This is a genomic window from Deltaproteobacteria bacterium (assembly GCA_016208165.1).
Lineage (GTDB): Bacteria > Desulfobacterota > Desulfarculia > JACQYL01 > JACQYL01 > JACQYL01.
In genome coordinates this window covers 22,501-39,227 of the sequence record JACQYL010000025.1, presented here as the reverse complement: position 1 = coordinate 39,227, position 16,727 = coordinate 22,501, and the positions used below count along the sequence as shown (strand labels likewise).

Here is a 16,727-nt window from a genome sequence, read left to right as displayed (position 1 = left end):
CGCCGTCAGCGCGCAACGCCCGGAACGATCATGTGGAAAAAAAGGCTTTGAATGCACGACATCCCATGTAGATATCGCCTTTGTGGGTTATCTCGAAGGGAGAATGCATAGACAGAACGGGCACCCCCATATCTACAACGTCCATACCATGCTCCGCCAGGAACTTGGCAATGGTTCCGCCGCCGCCTTCGTCCACTTTGCCCAGTTCCCCCGTGTGCCAAACAATGCCCGCATTCTTGAAAACGCGTCTCAGCCAGCCGACGTACTCGGCGCTGGCATCGTTGGAGCCCACCTTTCCCCGGATTCCCCCGAACTTGCTCAAACTGATCCCGTAACCCAGCCGGGCTGCGTTACGCTTTTCGTGAACTTCAGCCCAATCCGGGTCCATGGCTGCATTGACGTCGGCTGAAATGGCTTTGGATCGAAACAGGGCCTTTTCAAGATGGGAGACCAGCACCGGCTCGCCGGCTTTAGCGAACAAATCCATGACCACCATCTGAAAAAAACGGCTTTTGGCTGCAGTCGGCCCTTCGCTTCCGACCTCTTCCTTATCCACAAAAAGCGCCAGGCAAGTATATGTAGGATTCAGTACTTCACATAAAGCCGACAGAGCCATAAACGCGCTTGCGCGGTCATCCTGACCGTAGGATCCAACCATGCTGCGATCCATTCCCACGTCTTTGGCGGGCCCGGCAGGAACTACTTCCAGTTCGGCGGATACGAGATCGTCTTCCGTAATTCCGTAGGTGTTGTTCAGGTAAACCAGGACGGCCAGCTTGAAACGGTCGCTCACGTCCGTATCCGGGTAGGGGAGCGCTCCGATCAGTACGTTGAGCTTTTCCCCCACCACGATATCGGCCATTTTTTTTGTAGCCTGAACGTTTTGGGCGAGATGCGGCAGAAGGTCGTTAACGATAAACACCGGCTCGTCGGCAGCCTCGCCGATCTTCAGATCCAGCTCTCGTCCATCCGCCAGGACCACTTTTCCGTGGACGGCGAGCGGGCGGGCGACCCACTGATATTTCTTTATTCCGCCGTAGTAATGGGTTTTCAGATAGGCCATGTCCAGATCTTCATACAGAGGATTTTGCTTCAGATCCAGACGCGGGCAGTCCAGGTGGGCGGCAACGATGCGTAGCCCCATGTGCAGCGGTTCACTGCCCAGGACGGCCAGTGCAGCGGCTTTTGCCCCGTTCACCGCATAAAGCTTACGCGAACGTCCCGCCTTATTGATATCCCTGAAACCCGCAGCTTCAGCAGTGGCGATGATTTCATCTACCGCTTCGCGTTCGGTTTTGGCTTTGGATAGGAATTGCTTATACCGTTCTCCTAAATCAAAAACCTGGTCTTTCTCTTTGGAGGAGAGTTTGTCCCAGACCAATTCGGGTTTCGAGAACAGTCTTTCCTTTAAGGCTTTTGTTTCCTTCTTACCCTTTGCTTGGGCCATGGTACATGCGCACCGCTACACTCTCAAATAGTGTCGTTTCCTTTTAGATGTCCGGGCTATCCTGAAGAGGGATCCCACTACCACTCCCACCAGCAGAATGCCTCCGCCGTACACCATCCAGAGGTGCTTTTGGAGCGATTCGTCTCCTTCTCTATGGAGCACGCTGTATTCTTTTTCGAGTTCCTCGTGGCGAGTTTTGAGCTTCGCATACCGGTCTTTCAGAGACACGTATTCCTTGCAGCCTTCCTCAAGCGATCCGAGTTGCAACTTCACCGTTTCGACAGAAGCCGCGGTATTGGCCAGCTCAGTCTGCAGTCCCGAGTTCTCCGAACGAAGTTTTTCGAGTTGGTCCAGATATCCCGCCTTCTCTTCCTTCAGCGCGGCGTTTTCCTTGATGAGACTATCGGCCTGAAGGGACAGGGGTTTATCGCGCATGAGATAGCGGCTCAGCACCCAGCCTACGTCACCGTTTTCGAGACGCACCTGAGTCCATCCTTCCGCTTCGGAAAGAAACTCGACCGCATCGCCCGAGTGGAGGAGCTTTATGATTCTGTAATCCGTTCCAGGACCGGTCCGGCAGGAGATTTCAAAATAGTCGGTCACGTAGGCCTTGTATTGGCCCAGGGCCGGAAACGGAAGAAACACAATTAAAACCAACAGCCACAAAAGCTTGAACGTTTTCACGATGATATTCGTCGCTTTCCTGTATATCCAATGTACGAAAAGGCTGGAGTACTTCCGTCTATGAGGATCAAAACCCGGCGCCACCCATCCCTAAGGATCGGATCGCCGGAGCTCGAAGGCCATCAGGCGCCGGCCAGAGGCAGTGAAACCGCCCCCATATGATCCATCAAAGCTATGAAAATGACTCCGTACCACAATATTAAAAACGCGTAGTAGTATATAGGACCTTTCCTGGACTCGGTGTCCACCGTTTTGGTGGGAGAATTGAAAGCGGAACGTTCCCCCCGATCCATCAACAAGCGAATCAGGACGTAGATGTTCGCCATTAACCAGCCGTATGTTACTATGACGTCCACCATTCCCCGAGAAGATGGGGTACTGGCGAACGCGAGGCGGACAACTCCTGAAGAAATCGTGACCAGGATGAGGGATCCCACTACCACCGTCGTCAAACTTTTTGCCCATCGTCTAAAATTGAGAACGCCGTGGCCGCAAATGGGCAGCAATACGGCCATCAACAGATAAAAAAGAATGATAGGCATAGGGAAATCGATGGAAATCAAGTATAAGACCAAGCTTCCGGCGATGATGCTTCCGGAAATGCTCAGCACCCCGGCGAACCAAACCCAGAAAGGATAATCCCTGTTCAATCGGGCGGCCGGAAACAGTCGAAAATCGTTCATACCAATTACCTCGAAGACGATCCCGGCGGATCGACGCTGATAAAAAACATTCGCATAGTGTATGTGGGAAGGGCCGAATTTTCAAGTTCCAAATGTGGACCTGTCCAAAAACTAGATCCACACCGGCCGGCTTCTAAAGTCCGGCCGCTCCGTAGGCTGCTCCCGCCAGTATCACCAGGACGAGGGCTTCGTTGAATTCCGAGGCTGCCCCGAGGACATCACCCGTCACTCCTCCAAGCCTCCATCGAAATATAAACGATTCCAGAGCCGTGACGATCCAGATCACTCCGAAAAGGATCGCGCCGAGCCGTCCCGCAATAAAGGTGCAGGCAACCACGGCCGTTATCCCGGCGATAGCATAGTCGAACCATCTCAGGTCATCGACGAAGCTTTTCCCCAATCCTCCGGTCGACCTGGCGTATGGAGCTATCTTGGCCAGTTGCACCATGGTATGCCGTCCCAATATGGGTAACAGACACAGGGTCTCAAATTTGATGCGCATGGGTACGGCTGTTAGGGCGGCGAACTTCCAGACCAGGATAGTCACGATGCTGACCACGCCAAAGGCGCCCAAACTGCTGTCTTTCATGATTTCCAGGGACCTTGCCGGGAGGTGGGAACCGAGCAGACCGTCCATGGTGTCCCCCAGCCCGTCCAGATGGAGAGCTCGGGTAAATACAATCATAAGCAGTATGGCCTGAAAGTCCGCCAGCATGGGCGGCCAAATATGTAGGGAGAGCCGGTGGCCCCAGGCCACGAGAACACCCAAGACGACGCCTATGGCCGGATAAAAGGCCATGGAACGCGGCAGATCTTCATCCGTCGGGCGCAATCGACCCCATATCTGAATCACCGTCAAGAACTGAAGGGCGAAGAGGAATCGCCGTCCTAAAGCCAACAGACTAGTCATCTTTATCACTTACGCCCGCGGATTCGAACGTAGCCATGTCGTGGAAGATTTCCACGCCTAATTGAATGAGATCCATACCGATGCTCGCTCCCGTTCCTTCGCCCAAGCGCATGGACAGATCCACGAAGGGAGTCAGCTCGAGTCTCTCGAGCATAGCCGCGTGTCCGATTTCAACCGAACGGTGCGCGGCGAACAAGTAATCGCGGACACGGTTATCCATTTCATACGCCGCCAGTCCCCCCGCCGTCGAGATGAATCCGTCCAGCACCACGGGAATGCGCCGAATCGCCGCTCCTATAACCAATCCCGCTATTCCGGCAATCTCCAGACCGCCCACTTTGGATAGAACATCCAGAGGATCCTTGGGGTCCGGGCGGTTTACCTGAATCGCCCGCTCTATGACGGCCACTTTGTGGGCATGGGTGTCATCGTCAATTCCAGTGCCTCGGCCGGTGACGGCCGTGACGGGCTTTCCGGTGAATACGGCGGCGATGGCGCTTGACGCCGTCGTGTTGCCGATGCCCATATCTCCCGGGGCCACAAGATCGACACCCTCGTCCGCCAGTTTTTGGGCGAGGGCATATCCCTCCTGCATGGCGGCGACGGCCTGCTTCCGGTCCATGGCGGGGCCGACGGCCATGTTCCGGGTGCCGCGGCTGATTTTCGCATGAACGAGCCCGGGAACATCGCCGAAATCATGATCCACTCCAATATCGACCACATACACGCGGGAGCCGGTATGCCTGGATATGACGTTGATGGCCGCGCCTCCCGCCAGGAAGTTCAGCACCATCTGATGGGTCACATCTTTCGGATATGCGCTGACCCCGTCCTCCACCACTCCATGATCCGAAGCGAATACGATTACAGCCTTCTCCCGGACCCGGATCGACAGGTCACCTCGCATGACCAAATAGTCACGGGCGAACTCTTCCAGACGTCCGAGGCTTCCCCTGGGTTTTGTCAGGGAATCCAGGTGCTTTTGCGCTTCGTCTCGAAGCCTTAAATCAAGTGGAGGAATCGAGCCAATAGCTAGTTCCACTTCTTTCTTCATCGGTTTCTCCCATTCAATCGAAATCCGTTCGACCGCGTTTACGGTCCGCCACCCGGCACGGGCTTGCCGACTAGAACGTGCGTTCAAAGCGGGAAATGGCGGATGCGCTTAAACGGGCCGGGTCCTGGACGTTCATCCGTCCTTGAGCACCAAAGGCAATCCGGATACTACAACCACCACCTTGCTCGAGGTCCGAGCTACCTGTTGGTTCACGAAACCAACCGTATCTCTGTAGGCGCGGGACACGGGATCACCGGGCACAATGCCCCATCCTATCTCATTCGAGACGACGACCACAGCGCCCCGGACTCCCGACAGCGTCCGGACCAGCCGATCAACGTGACTCAATATGGCTTCCTGTTCGTCGCCATGGTTCATGTACAGGTTATTTACCCACAAGGTCAAACAGTCGACCAGAATTACCCTGTCCTCCCGATCCAACCGGCTCAAAACCCCTGGCACATCGAGAGGTTCCTCGATCGTTCGCCATTCCGACGTCCGTTCCTCCTTGTGCCGCCGAATCCGCTTTTCCATCTCTTGATCGAGGGCCTGAGCCGTAGCCAGGAAGATTTTCTCCTTATCCATGGCATCACAGACTTCCAGTGCGAGGCTGCTCTTTCCGCTTTTTGCCCCACCGGTCACCAACAGGCAACCTCGATCAAAGGCCGTTCCAAACATGATTTTCCTTCCATGCCGCGTCCGGGCCGCCGCACGCAATTTCTTCACATAAACGGGCGCGGCGTATGCACCCCGGGGCGTCTCATCCCGAAATCCAGGCCACGCTCCATGTACCCGGTCCCATATGCGTTCCCGCCGCACCGGCCATGGGCACCCTGTGGATGGCAGCCGCCGGAAACCGGTTCTTTAGCGCCTGCTCCGCATTCTCGGCCCAAACGGCGTTATCCGCGTCCGACACCAGAAAGAACGGATTGGGGGAGTTCAAACCGAGCTCCTGGATCTTCTTCAATATGAAGTCCAATCCCTGTGCGTGGGTTCGGACTTTTCCCCAAGGCGATGCGATGCCGTTCAGGTGTCCAATAAGAGGTTTGATTGACAGGGCGAGCCCAAGAAGCGAGCGAACCCTGCCGATTCTTCCGCCTCGAGCAAGATACGTAAGCGAGTCCAGAACGATAATTTCCCTGGCCTTTGACACGGCTCCCCGAGCCACGGACTCGAGATCCTCCCATGTGGACTCCGGTCTTCTGGCCGCGGCCACCTCGAGAACCACGGCCGCCATCTGCCCGGAAGCGGCCTCGGTGTTCACAATCCGAATCCGATTTCCTTCCGGATGATGCTCCTTGATGTTCGACGCCATATCGAAAAGCTGGGTGTAGCCCGGCGAGACCGCCATATAAAGGACGGTTTCGTATTCGGACAGTTCCTCGGTTATAACGGCCTCAACCTCCTCCATGGAAGCGTGCGATGTAGTGGCAACGTCGCGTGAAACGCGCATCCCCGCATAATACGACGGCAGGTCCAAATCATGATCACGAAAGCTGTGATTGGCAGTGACCACGTAATTCTGGATCACGCGGATGTGAAGTGCGTCCGCCATGGCCCGGCTGATGCAGCTCGCACTGTCCGTTATCAGGCCGACTTTTTTCATGACTCACTCCACAGATACCAGACACAGGCAATGGGTCTGTCCACCATGTTGCCGTTCCACCACGAGATCTGAAAAGCGCTCCGCCAGAGCCGCCTCGAGATCGTGGAAAAAGCCTCCTTCCAGTCCCGCCCCTGCGTAAAGGGTCACCAATGAGGATTTTTCTTCCCGTAACGACTCCACCAGAGCTTCTCCGGCTTCTCTCAGGCTCCTGTAAGGGGCGGACCGCACACTTTTCCTGTTTATCTTGAAGCGGTATCCCCCCGTTCCGGAGTCGGCGATCAAACTTCCGGAGACCGTCTGATGAACCGCTTCGGTCAAACGACGGCGGTTGATTTCCTCACGTTCGTTTGGATCGAATGCGAGGCCGGCCGCCACGACCTCGGCCTCGTTTTCGACCATCACCAGCTCCCAGGGCTTGGTCAGACGGCGGAGATTTTGCTCAAGAACCGATGAATGGGCGCCGTGCGTTGTTACGAGCAAGAGTTTTTGGCAACGAATCCGCTCCAGTTTTTCCGGCAGGTGCTCTGCTGAAAAAGGATGTGCTTCCACGTCCAGGACGAAATCCAATGCCATGCTCTCGAGTATGCGGGCAAATCCCGAACCGGCAACCAGCGCCGCAAGGCCGGTCGGACGAAGAGATTCCCGGCGCTCCTCGAATATACGCGCCTGGTACCGCATATCTTCCACCGACATTTCCAGAACGAACACGTCTTCGGGAACCAGGTTCCGAATGGCGAAAGGCTGGTCCGTGTGCAGGTGCAAGCGGACTTGCCCTTGGCCCCACGCCTTTTCGAGGGAATCACAGAACGATTGAAGGCGTTCGAGAACGTTTTCAAGCCCCGCTGAGGGTCCTTCGAGTAGCAGCTCCACACAATAGCTCGACGAATACGCGCCCATAAGGTTCGGCTGCCGTTCCCCGCCATTGAGGCGCGCCAAATCCAGGTGTCCCGCAATCCACCCGCTGGAGGCGGGGATGTCCGCTCCACGCTCTGTTAGGGCCATCCCTTCGATCAGGAGCACCAGGCCCAATCCACCGGCGTCGACGACGCCCGCCCGATCCAAGGCGTCCAACTGGTTCGGGGTTTCCAGCAGCGCATCCCCGCACACGTGCAGCAAACGTTCGAGTCCCTCCGAGTCGACCGTAGCCTCCGATCGCCCCGCCTCCCTGACGGCGGCGTCCAATACCGAGAGAATGGTGCCTTGCCTGGGGCGCGCAACGCTGGCGTAGGCCAAGTCGCGCCCGCTTCGCCAAGCCCGCGACCAGGCATCCGAATTCGCGGTGTCTTTTCCCCTCAACGGAGCTATCCAGCCTTTGAGAAACTGGGAAAAGATCATTCCGGAATTTCCCCGGGCGAACTGAATCGCCTCTCTGGAGATCAGGTCATACAAGGCCTGAAAATCGTGTATGGATTTTGTCCGCAGGATGCTGAACATCCCGGACAAAGTCGCCACGAGATTTCTGCCGGTATCACGGTCCGGAACGGGAAATACATTGATGGCGTCCAAATACTCCCGTTGCAAACACACGTTCTTCAGGCCGCCACACAGAGCGTCTGCAAATCGACTTGCGTTCATATGGATCAGGGAAGAACCTTTCCGGATGTGCCCAAGGCGCCTTGAAAGGAACCCGGCCCGGAATCTTATTCAAATCTTTCGCCTTGAAGGTCGAATCCGGCCCCAAAGAGCCGATTGAGCAGCCAAAGCCGCTGTGGGAACAGCTATTATAGGGAATGATTCTAGAAGATCAAAAGAATTTTTCCGTTTTCACAATACCGGGCGGGGAACGGTCGCATGGCGTCACGCAATCGGAACAGCCATCGCCCCCTGATCTCTTGGAACGAAGACCGACTCGACGATGCGATGGGTTGAATACAAGCTGCGGTCCTGATATTATACGCACCAAACGGTGCTTCTATTGGTTCTATTCATGACGGTAACAGGCGCTTCACATGAAGCTGGATTCTGAGGTTCCCCCGACTTGGACCGGCTGAGGAATCCAGCCGATCCGATAGCTTGGCCCTCGAGGCGGATCAGAATATGGACATAACCATGCCGATTGCATCAAACCTGTTGATCTTGGCCGGAGTCATGCTGCTGGCGTTCGTTTCAGTAGCGTTGCTCATTCAGAATCAAAGGCTGAAACGCTCCGTCGCAGCCGTAAACCTTGAAGCGGCGACCCGCAAGGCGCGGTACGCCGAGGAGCACAACAAACGCGTGCAGCGGCTCAAGGAAGAGATCCTAAAAAGAGAGCAGCTCATCAAGCGCCTCCAAGAGGAACTGAGGAATCTGAAAGAACAGCAGAAACCGGACGAGATCCAGTCCCGTCTTTTATCTCTGGCCTCTGAGAAAGCCGCCCTGGAAGAGGAATTCGAGCTCGAAAGAAAAAACCTCGACCCGGATCCGCCCAGCGATATTCAGGAGGTCATCAAACTCAAAGAGGAACTGAGCCAAGCTCGAGTGGAAAAAAACAAATACAAATCCCTGTTGGAAGAATATCAAAAACGTTATCAGGACATTCTTTCTTGGGGCAACCGCACGAAAAAAGAACTCAAGGAATTGGAAGATCAGAATCAGGTCCTGGAAGAGCGCGTACAAAAGATGAAGGACACGATTCGGGACTATCAGTCACGCGCGAAGGGTCCTTTCTCCTAAAGCTCTTTTCCGATCCGTAACAGCCGGGCTGCGGATAAACGCAGCTCCCGGCTTCTCACTTCTTATCGGGCTGTTCCTTTTTGACGGCTACCAGTTCGTAAGCCCGGCTGCCCAATCCGATGTTTTCAGCGTATTCCAACTGGAGTTTCCAGTCGATTTGAGGATAGATGCCTCGAAATTTGTCCGAAACGCATTCGTCCTTTCCATCCAAACAGGATCCCGCCATGATGGAACGTTGGTTCACAAGATCCACGGAAGCCTGGTCAATGGCCACCGGATCGGTGGACGCCAGGATTCCGATATCACCCACGATAGGAGCATCGCAGTGTCCATAGCAGTCGCACGCCGGCGATATCTGCGTAAGGAAGTTCACAAATAGGCTTTTTGGTCCTTTGCCTTTGAGCACTCCTTTGGTGTACTCCACCATTTTCTCCATGAACACCGGAATGGATTCGTTCCATTGAACATTGATGGCCCCTTCCGGGCATACGAGAATGCATTCTCCACATCCGACACATTTCTCGGGATCGATCCAGGACTTCTCGCCTTCCTCGATCGAGATGGCCTGCTGTGCGCAGTGATCTACGCATTCACCGCAACCGATACATCTTTTCTTGGAGACCTTCGGGGAAACGTTCGAGTGCTGAGCGAGTTTTCCTTTTCGGGACGCCGATCCCATGCCCACGTTCTTGATGGCGCCTCCGAATCCGGCAAGCTCATGCCCTTTAAAATGGGCTACGCTGATCAGGGCGTCCGCATGGGCAATTTCAGCGCCTACGGAGACGGTTTCGAAGTGCTTCCCGTTTACCGGAACTTCTACCGCCGACGACCCCAACAGTCCGTCCGCTATGATCACGGGAGCGCCTACCACCGAATATGCAAATCCGTTCTCGATAGCGGTATTCAAGTGTGAAACACTGTCACTCCGGGCGCCTACGTAGAGCGTATTCGCGTCCGTCAAGAACGGCCGGGCGTTCAGCGCTTTCAGCCGATCGACGATTTGGCGTATAAATACGGGACGGATATAGGCCGTGTTCCCCCGTTCTCCGAAATGCATTTTGATCGCCACCAGGTCTTTGGCTGAGATCTTTTGGCTCAGTCCCACCCGATCCAGCAGGAGATGCAGTTTGTCAAACAGGTTCTCTCGGATGCCGGCCCGCATATCCGCAAAATAGACTTCACTCGACATGCTCTGTTCCTCCTTGGGTTACGAAAAAATACGGTTTTTACAGGGAGCTTGTGTCAGATCGGGCGCAGTAGTTTGAACCCACCGCCGGAATAAAGCCTCGTGGCGCCTATCCATGTGGATTGTTTTTCGGGTTTCCGTAAGGCCGCAAAGAGGCGATGCGACTTCGTTGGCCAACGCGTTTCCGGCGTCCGCGTCGCTCCGTACTCATTGCTGCAGTTGGAAAAAAATCAGATTTCGATTTACCCCCAAGCCCGGGGACTCATCGCCCAATCCGTGTACGGCTCCTGACCTTACCTGACCTCGCGCTCGGGGATGTCGCCTTTATCGTATCCGACGTGGCAAGCGGAGGGGCAAGGCTGAATCTCAACGTCACCGAAACCACGGGCGGGCATCAGGCAGAAGCGTAAACCGGAAATTTAATGATGAAAGATACCCCTTTACCGGGGACGTTGTCCACGCTTATATCGCCTTGGTGCCGGGTGACGATCTTGTGTACGATGGCCAACCCGAGACCCGAACCGCGCGCCTTGGTGGTAAAGAACGGATTGAAGATGTTGTGAAGAATTCCGACGGGTATGCCTCCTCCCAGGTCTTCAACAACGCTCGTAATGTATGTCCGACCGCTTTCCGTGGAGTAGAATGTCTTGATCTTTAGCAGGCCTCCCGACTCCATGGCTTGAATAGCGTTCAGGAAGAGGTTGAAATACACGTGCCGGATCTGGCGGCTGTCGCCGAACACTTTCGGAGACGGAACCAGGTCCTTTTCCACCTGAATGTCGTTCTCCTGCAGGTCGAGCCTCAAATGATCCAAAGCTTCATTGATGACCACATTCAAATCGAAGTACTTGAAGCCTCCAACGGCATCCTGGGAAAAGTTGAGCACATCCTTCAACGTGTTTTCGAGCCGCGCCACCCCTGCGACAATGAAATCGATGTAACGCTTGAGATCTGACTCCGGACTGACAATACCGGATGCTCTCCGGGCAAAACCTCCTATTGTCACCAGCGGATTCCGGATTTCGTGGGCGATGCCGGCGGCGATCTCCCCGAGGGCCGCCATCTTTTCAGACTCGATCAGCTTCTCTTTCGCCTCTTTCAGCTCTCGATTCACATGATCGATGAACCCATACAGCCGGCTGTTTTCCAAAGCAAGGCCCGCCTGGTAGACCAGCATGCACAGGTTCTTGAGTTCGTCCTCGGAAACCGGTCTGCGTTTCAGGGCGTGGTCCACCAAGATGACTCCGATGTCCTTGTCCTTGGCCAGCAGCGGCACGGCTGCAAAAGGGAATTCAAGGAAGGATTGAAGGGGTCCTTGCGGATTGAAGAATGCATCCCCGGGGTCGATGACGTTAATGGGTCTGCGTTCGGACAGACATTGGGCGGGCGCTCCGGACTCATGTACGAAATCGATTTGTATATCTTGAACTGGGGGCTCATGCTCGCACGATTGACTTTCGGCGCGGTTTTCGGTTACCGGTTCAGGAGATCGCTCGACACGGGAGAAGCATTTATGCAGTCGTAACGTTCGGCTCCTTTCGTCCAGCAGGAGCAACGCACAGCGGTCGAACCCCAACCCTTCCGAATGAATCATGGATTTTAGAATAATGTCGATAAGTTCTTCGAAGTCCACGGTGGTCATCATGTTGCTGGATATGTTGTACAAGGAACTCAGCGTCTGTACCATGATCGCGTTGTTCCTGGCCAGAGACTCCACTTCTTTGAACATGATGGACTTGTCCAGCGCACTGGAAACAAAGGAACCGACCGAATGAAGCAATCGCCGGTCCTCTTCGTCGAAGGGAACATTGGTCCCGTCCTGCCAGGAGATCTTGTCCGCTGCGCACAAATCACCACAAAAATCATTACCGAGTCCGAGGCTTACGCAAACCGAAGGGTGCGTGTCTGCGATCTTTTTCCCGAAAGTGGCTCCGGCGACGATCTCGTTGGCTTGATCGGTAATGGAAAGCTCGGCCCAACGGGCGCTGACAAGACGCGCACAGATCGACACCAGATTGCCTACCAGAGCCTCGAGATTCATGGTGGACGACATGGCCTTACTGACTTCAAACAGAGCGTTCAATTCCATCACTCGGCGCTTGGCTTCCACCGTCATCCGGAAATCTTGGATGATTCCGCCAAGTTCAAGACTAACCGCTTTCAGGAGGTCGATTTGTGCGCCGGTAAGTCGTTTCGTGCCGCTGTTTACGAAGACCATAGCGCCGTACAGAAAGCTGTCGTCGGAAACGGGCATAGCGATGATTCGTTTGGCCGGGTCACCGACATGCGTCGGTTGAGCCTCCGCTTTCAGGGAGCCTGAGAGAAATTTACGCTCTGAGCCCGCGCGCCCGATCATCCCTTCTCCCAACTTGTACGCTTGCTCGCCCGTCCAGTTTTCGATGCGGTCTCCGGCGACTTGCAGAACCAGAAGATCTTGCCCTTTGTCCAGAAGGAAAAGGAATCCTTCTTCCAGGCCCAATTCGCCTGCAACGGTTTTTAGAATGTGTTGCAGCTTTTTCTCATGGCGGATCCTGGAATTGACGATGCGGATCACCTTATCCAGAATTCGGGCCCGATTAATGCGCTTTTTTGTTGCTGTGGTCGTCATACCTTACGCGCAACGCTTTCATAAAGGTCGAGATAGGCTTTGGCGGAGGTTTCCCAGGAAAATTCCTCCCGCATGGCGTTTCGTACCAACTGCATCCAATGATCCTTATTATCGTAATAATTCACGGCCTTGCGGAGCGAATCCATGAGGGCCTGAGGGGAGTAGTCATAGAAGCGGAATCCAGTCCCCTGACCGGTTTCCGGATGGTACTCCTTTACGGTCTCGCCCAATCCTCCTGTGGCGCGAACCACTGGAATGGTTCCGTAGCGCATGCCGTACAGGTGATCCAGACCGCAGGGTTCATACAGGGAAGGATTCAAGAAAAAGTCCGCGCCGGCTTCAATGCGGTGCGCCATGCAATAGTCATACGATATGGACAGCCCCACCTTCCCTGGATGGCGCCCGGCCATTTCTTTGAGGAAGCTGTGGTACCTGTCCTCCCCTTTGCCCATAATCACGAATCGAAGGCCCATGGCGATCAAATCGTCGAATACTCCGGCCAAAAGGTCGAATCCTTTTCGACCGACCAGTCTGGAAATCATCGCCACCACAGGACACGAGAGGTCCGAATCCATTTGAAAGGCGGAGAGGAGATCTTTCTTGCACAGTTGTTTCGGTTCTAAATGATCGATGCCGAAATTCGAGGCGATGTGGCGATCCAGAGTCGGATCCCACCTGTTGTAGTCCACGCCGTTCATGATGGCGGACAGATGGTTTTTTCTGGTGAGGAGCACTCCATCCAGACCGAAACCGAATTCAGGAGTCAGAATTTCCTCGGCATAGGCATGGCTGACCGTCGAGATGCGGTCTGCGAAGACGATCCCTGCTTTTGTCAGATTCATGTTGCCGTAGAATTCCAAGGCCTCCATGTTGAAATATTCCCACCCCAGACCGGTGAGATGCATGTCCAGACTCCAGAAGATGCCCTGACTTCCCAGGTTATGGATGGTAAACAGACTCCCGGCTTTGGCAATTTGTGGGACTTCACGGTAGAGACTTTTCATGTACAAAGGGGTGAGGCCTGTTTGCCAATCATTGCAGTGGATCACATCCGGTTGGAGCCCCAACTCTTTACAAAGATCGAGGACGGCTCTGGAGAAAAAGATGAAGCGTTCGGCATTGTCTTCGTAGTCTCCGTATTCATTACCGTAGAGCCCCTCCCGGTCGTAGAGGTCGTCCTTTCGGATCAGGTGCACGACCACCGATTCCGATATATCGGACCGGTACAGGCGGGCTTCCTCGGTTCGGAAGGAGATGGGTACGAGCAGAGTACGGCCCGTATCCGTAATGATTTTGCCGCATTCTCGTGCTTCCTTGTACATTGGGGTAACGACGTGGACCTCGTGACCCAGTTTGGCCAACGCTTTAGGCAGATGGTGAGACACATCGGCGAGGCCTCCCGCCTTTGCAAAAGGGACCACCTCGGACGAAGCAAACAAAATGCGCATAATGGACTCCAGAAAATTGAAGACACCGCACTGTTCGAATACGACACGAGTGTATCTCAGGCCACGAGAAAAAACAAGTTGGGTGGAGAAGTCCTCCAGTTTGCGAATTGACCGGCTTGGAGTTCCGTGTTATGAAGCCATTGGACCGATTTCCGATCACGCTGGATGCCAAGGAGTACTGAATGCTTAGCCTGATGCGAAAACATGCCACGTCGTGGCTTATAAAAACCTTTATGGCGGTTATCGCCGTTGTGTTTGTCTTCTGGGGTCTGGGCAGTTTCCGTGAGCGGCGGGCGGCGCGCTACGCAGAAGTGAACGGGGATGGGATATCCGCATCCGAAGTGGCTCGCCTGTACGATAACCTCGTCGAACAGGCGAGGAAACAGTATCGAGACTTTCTCACGCCGGAACTGCTGCAGAGACTGGATCTGCGAAAAGAAGCCGTTAATCGTCTAATCGAAGAACGACTGGCGATTCAAGAGGCGGTTCGACTCGAGCTGGGTGTCACGGACGACGAAGTTCGGGCCCAACTGCAGAAATATCCGATGTTTCAGCGAGACGGTCGGTTCGATCGGGATCTCTATCTTCGAGTGTTGTCCGCGAACCGTATCCAGCCGGGTGAATTTGAAGCCCAACAAAAAAGGGCTCTTTTGATTGAAAAACTGCGCAATACCATCGAATCCATGGCTGTTGTCGGGGAGGCTGAAGCGTTCGATCTGTGGCGATTGGAAAAAGAAAAGGCCGTGATCGATTTTGTTTCATTCGATCCGGATCGATATTTGAAAGACACAACCGTCGACGACAAAGAGATCGAGGAATACTACGCAAAGAACAACAAGGCCTATGAAGTGCCCGAGCAGGCCAGGATCGGATACATAAATTACCTGCAGGCCGAGTTTGCCAAACAGATAGCCATTTCCCCCCAGGAGATTCAGGATTACTACAATTGGCATTCGGAAGAATTTCAGCAGGAAAAAGAGGTACATGCACGTCATATCCTGTTCAAACTAGCGGAAGACGCTACGCAGGAACAGGTGCAATCCGTCCGAAAAAAGGCGCTGGTGGTACTGGATCTGGCCCGGAAACCGAACGCGGACTTCGAGAAACTGGCTATTCAATACTCCGAAGACACCTCGGCGCCCAAAGGCGGTGACCTGGGATTCTTCAAAAAAGGCTCGATGGTCAAGCCCTTCGAGGAAGCGGCTTTTAATATGGCGCCGGGAGAGATTAGCGATCTGGTTCGAACCCCGTTTGGACTCCATATCATCAAAGTTGAGGAAGTCAAAGAGCCCGTTGTGCAGCCCTTGGATGAAGCGAAAGGACAAATCGAGGCCAAGTTGAAAGCGGAACAGGCCAACGACGTTGCTTTTGAGGCGGCTGATAACGACGTGGAGGACGCTATGCAGGGAAGATCCCTTCGAGAGATCGCCCAGGCTCGGGGAGTGCAATACGTGGAGTCTCCCTATTTTAATGAATCCGGTCCCGTACCCGGTCTCGAAAAAGTGAAAACTGCCGCGAGTTCCGCCTTTTCCTTGGAAATCAAGGAGGTGGGACCCAAGCTGGAAGCACCGAACGGATACGTGGTCATTCAGCTCCTGGAAAAGAAGCCTGCCGCGATCCCGGAACTCGATTCGATACGTGGGCGTGTTGCCACGGATCTGAAAAAAGAGAAGGCCGACCAGTTGGCTGAGAAGAAGGCTGCCGAGTTCATCGAAATCGTAGCCGGAGGCAAAGACTTCGAAACAACCGCCAAGGAGATGAATCTGGAAATGAAAGTGGGGGGACCTTTCAATCGAAGCGGAGCCGTCTCCGATCTAGGAATCAATCCCAAAATCAATATGACTGTTTTCGCCTTGAACAGCCCTGGAGACCTGGTACCCGAACCCATAAAGAACCGTGGTAAACTGCTCGTTGTTCGGTTGAAGGAAAAGATCAAACCGGACAAACAGGAATTCGAAAACGAGAAAAAGGAATTCATGGACCGGATGACCACAAAACAGGAGAACGACCTGTTCAGGGATTGGATCGAAGCCGTTAAAGATCAGGCCAAGATCGAGATCTTTCAGGAAATCTGAGCCGGGCGTGACGTGGTGTGATCGACGGGGCCGTTCGAAGTCAGGAACGGCCCCATGACTTTTCTCATACTCTGCAATCAAGGCTCCGGAGGTTCCTGTCCCGCGCAACGCGGAACCCCCAGAACCCGCTGAAGCCGTTCCGCCGTTCTTCTTGACTCGAACTTCTTTGTGATTATTGTTTGAATAGTTCTCGGTTTCCATTTCCATGTAGCTCCGAAACCTGCCATTCCTGAATCGGGTAATTTGAGGATATGCCAAAAGATTATTATCAAGTACTTGGGATTTCCAAGAGCGCTTCCACGGACGAAATAAAGAAAGCGTACCGTAAACTGGCTATGCAATACCATCCGGACCGAAACAAAGGCCGGCAGGCG

The 16,727-nt window shown here is 54.3% G+C and carries 13 protein-coding genes and 1 pseudogene (1 of these 14 running past the window's edge); 3 read left to right on the top strand and 11 right to left on the bottom strand.

Annotated elements, in window-relative coordinates:
- Positions 1 to 28: 28 nt before the first annotated feature.
- The 8 genes from HY788_04900 to HY788_04865 all read right to left on the bottom strand — a co-directional run bounded on the left by HY788_04900 (position 29) and on the right by HY788_04865 (position 7,959).
- Positions 29 to 1,447 carry an aminopeptidase gene (locus HY788_04900; GenBank protein MBI4773511.1) on the bottom strand — a complete coding sequence of 473 codons (1,419 nt, stop codon included), beginning with the start codon at positions 1,445 to 1,447 and terminating at the stop codon, positions 29 to 31.
- Between the two features lie 15 nt (positions 1,448 to 1,462).
- Complete coding sequence (locus HY788_04895; protein ID MBI4773510.1) at positions 1,463 to 2,131, bottom strand: TIGR04211 family SH3 domain-containing protein; 669 nt, start codon at positions 2,129 to 2,131, stop codon at positions 1,463 to 1,465.
- Positions 2,132 to 2,253: 122 nt separating this feature from the next.
- Positions 2,254 to 2,814 (bottom strand): hypothetical protein, encoded by a 561-nt coding sequence (locus HY788_04890; GenBank protein ID MBI4773509.1) that lies wholly within the window; start codon positions 2,812 to 2,814, stop codon positions 2,254 to 2,256.
- Between the two features lie 133 nt (positions 2,815 to 2,947).
- Positions 2,948 to 3,724 (bottom strand): adenosylcobinamide-GDP ribazoletransferase, encoded by a 777-nt coding sequence (locus HY788_04885; GenBank protein MBI4773508.1) that lies wholly within the window; start codon positions 3,722 to 3,724, stop codon positions 2,948 to 2,950.
- Complete coding sequence (gene cobT, locus HY788_04880; GenBank protein MBI4773507.1) at positions 3,717 to 4,778, bottom strand: nicotinate-nucleotide--dimethylbenzimidazole phosphoribosyltransferase; 1,062 nt, start codon at positions 4,776 to 4,778, stop codon at positions 3,717 to 3,719. Before cobT ends, HY788_04885 begins: the two co-directional genes overlap by 8 nt.
- A 132-nt stretch (positions 4,779 to 4,910) precedes the next feature.
- Positions 4,911 to 5,456 (bottom strand): bifunctional adenosylcobinamide kinase/adenosylcobinamide-phosphate guanylyltransferase, encoded by a 546-nt coding sequence (gene cobU, locus HY788_04875; GenBank protein ID MBI4773506.1) that lies wholly within the window; start codon positions 5,454 to 5,456, stop codon positions 4,911 to 4,913.
- 82 nt (positions 5,457 to 5,538) lie between these two features.
- The gene (locus HY788_04870) at positions 5,539 to 6,384 is read right to left on the bottom strand and encodes a DegV family EDD domain-containing protein (protein ID MBI4773505.1); all 846 of its coding nucleotides are present in this window, start codon (positions 6,382 to 6,384) and stop codon (positions 5,539 to 5,541) included.
- Positions 6,385 to 6,387: 3 nt separating this feature from the next.
- Complete coding sequence (locus HY788_04865; protein ID MBI4773504.1) at positions 6,388 to 7,959, bottom strand: DAK2 domain-containing protein; 1,572 nt, start codon at positions 7,957 to 7,959, stop codon at positions 6,388 to 6,390.
- A gap of 474 nt (positions 7,960 to 8,433) precedes the next feature.
- Between HY788_04865 and HY788_04860 the strand changes: the two genes are divergently transcribed.
- Positions 8,434 to 9,036 carry a hypothetical protein gene (locus HY788_04860; GenBank protein ID MBI4773503.1) on the top strand — a complete coding sequence of 201 codons (603 nt, stop codon included), beginning with the start codon at positions 8,434 to 8,436 and terminating at the stop codon, positions 9,034 to 9,036.
- Between the two features lie 55 nt (positions 9,037 to 9,091).
- Here HY788_04860 and HY788_04855 read toward each other — a convergent pair whose 3' ends face one another.
- The 3 genes from HY788_04855 to glgA all read right to left on the bottom strand — a co-directional run bounded on the left by HY788_04855 (position 9,092) and on the right by glgA (position 14,278).
- Entirely contained in the window at positions 9,092 to 10,225 is a 1,134-nt protein-coding gene (locus tag HY788_04855; GenBank protein ID MBI4773502.1) for a DUF362 domain-containing protein, read from the bottom strand.
- A gap of 391 nt (positions 10,226 to 10,616) precedes the next feature.
- Positions 10,617 to 12,830, bottom strand: coding sequence for a GAF domain-containing protein (locus tag HY788_04850; GenBank protein ID MBI4773501.1), 2,214 nt, complete (start codon positions 12,828 to 12,830; stop codon positions 10,617 to 10,619).
- Positions 12,827 to 14,278 carry a glycogen synthase GlgA gene (gene glgA / locus HY788_04845; GenBank protein MBI4773500.1) on the bottom strand — a complete coding sequence of 484 codons (1,452 nt, stop codon included), beginning with the start codon at positions 14,276 to 14,278 and terminating at the stop codon, positions 12,827 to 12,829. The genes HY788_04850 and glgA overlap by 4 nt, the downstream gene beginning before the upstream one ends.
- A 182-nt stretch (positions 14,279 to 14,460) precedes the next feature.
- Between glgA and HY788_04840 the strand changes: the two genes are divergently transcribed.
- Together HY788_04840 and HY788_04835 are read left to right on the top strand one after the other, a co-directional pair.
- Entirely contained in the window at positions 14,461 to 16,353 is a 1,893-nt protein-coding gene (locus tag HY788_04840; protein MBI4773499.1) for a SurA N-terminal domain-containing protein, read from the top strand.
- Between the two features lie 251 nt (positions 16,354 to 16,604).
- A pseudogene (locus HY788_04835) lies at positions 16,605 to 16,727 on the top strand (DnaJ domain-containing protein) (it continues 859 nt past the right edge of the window).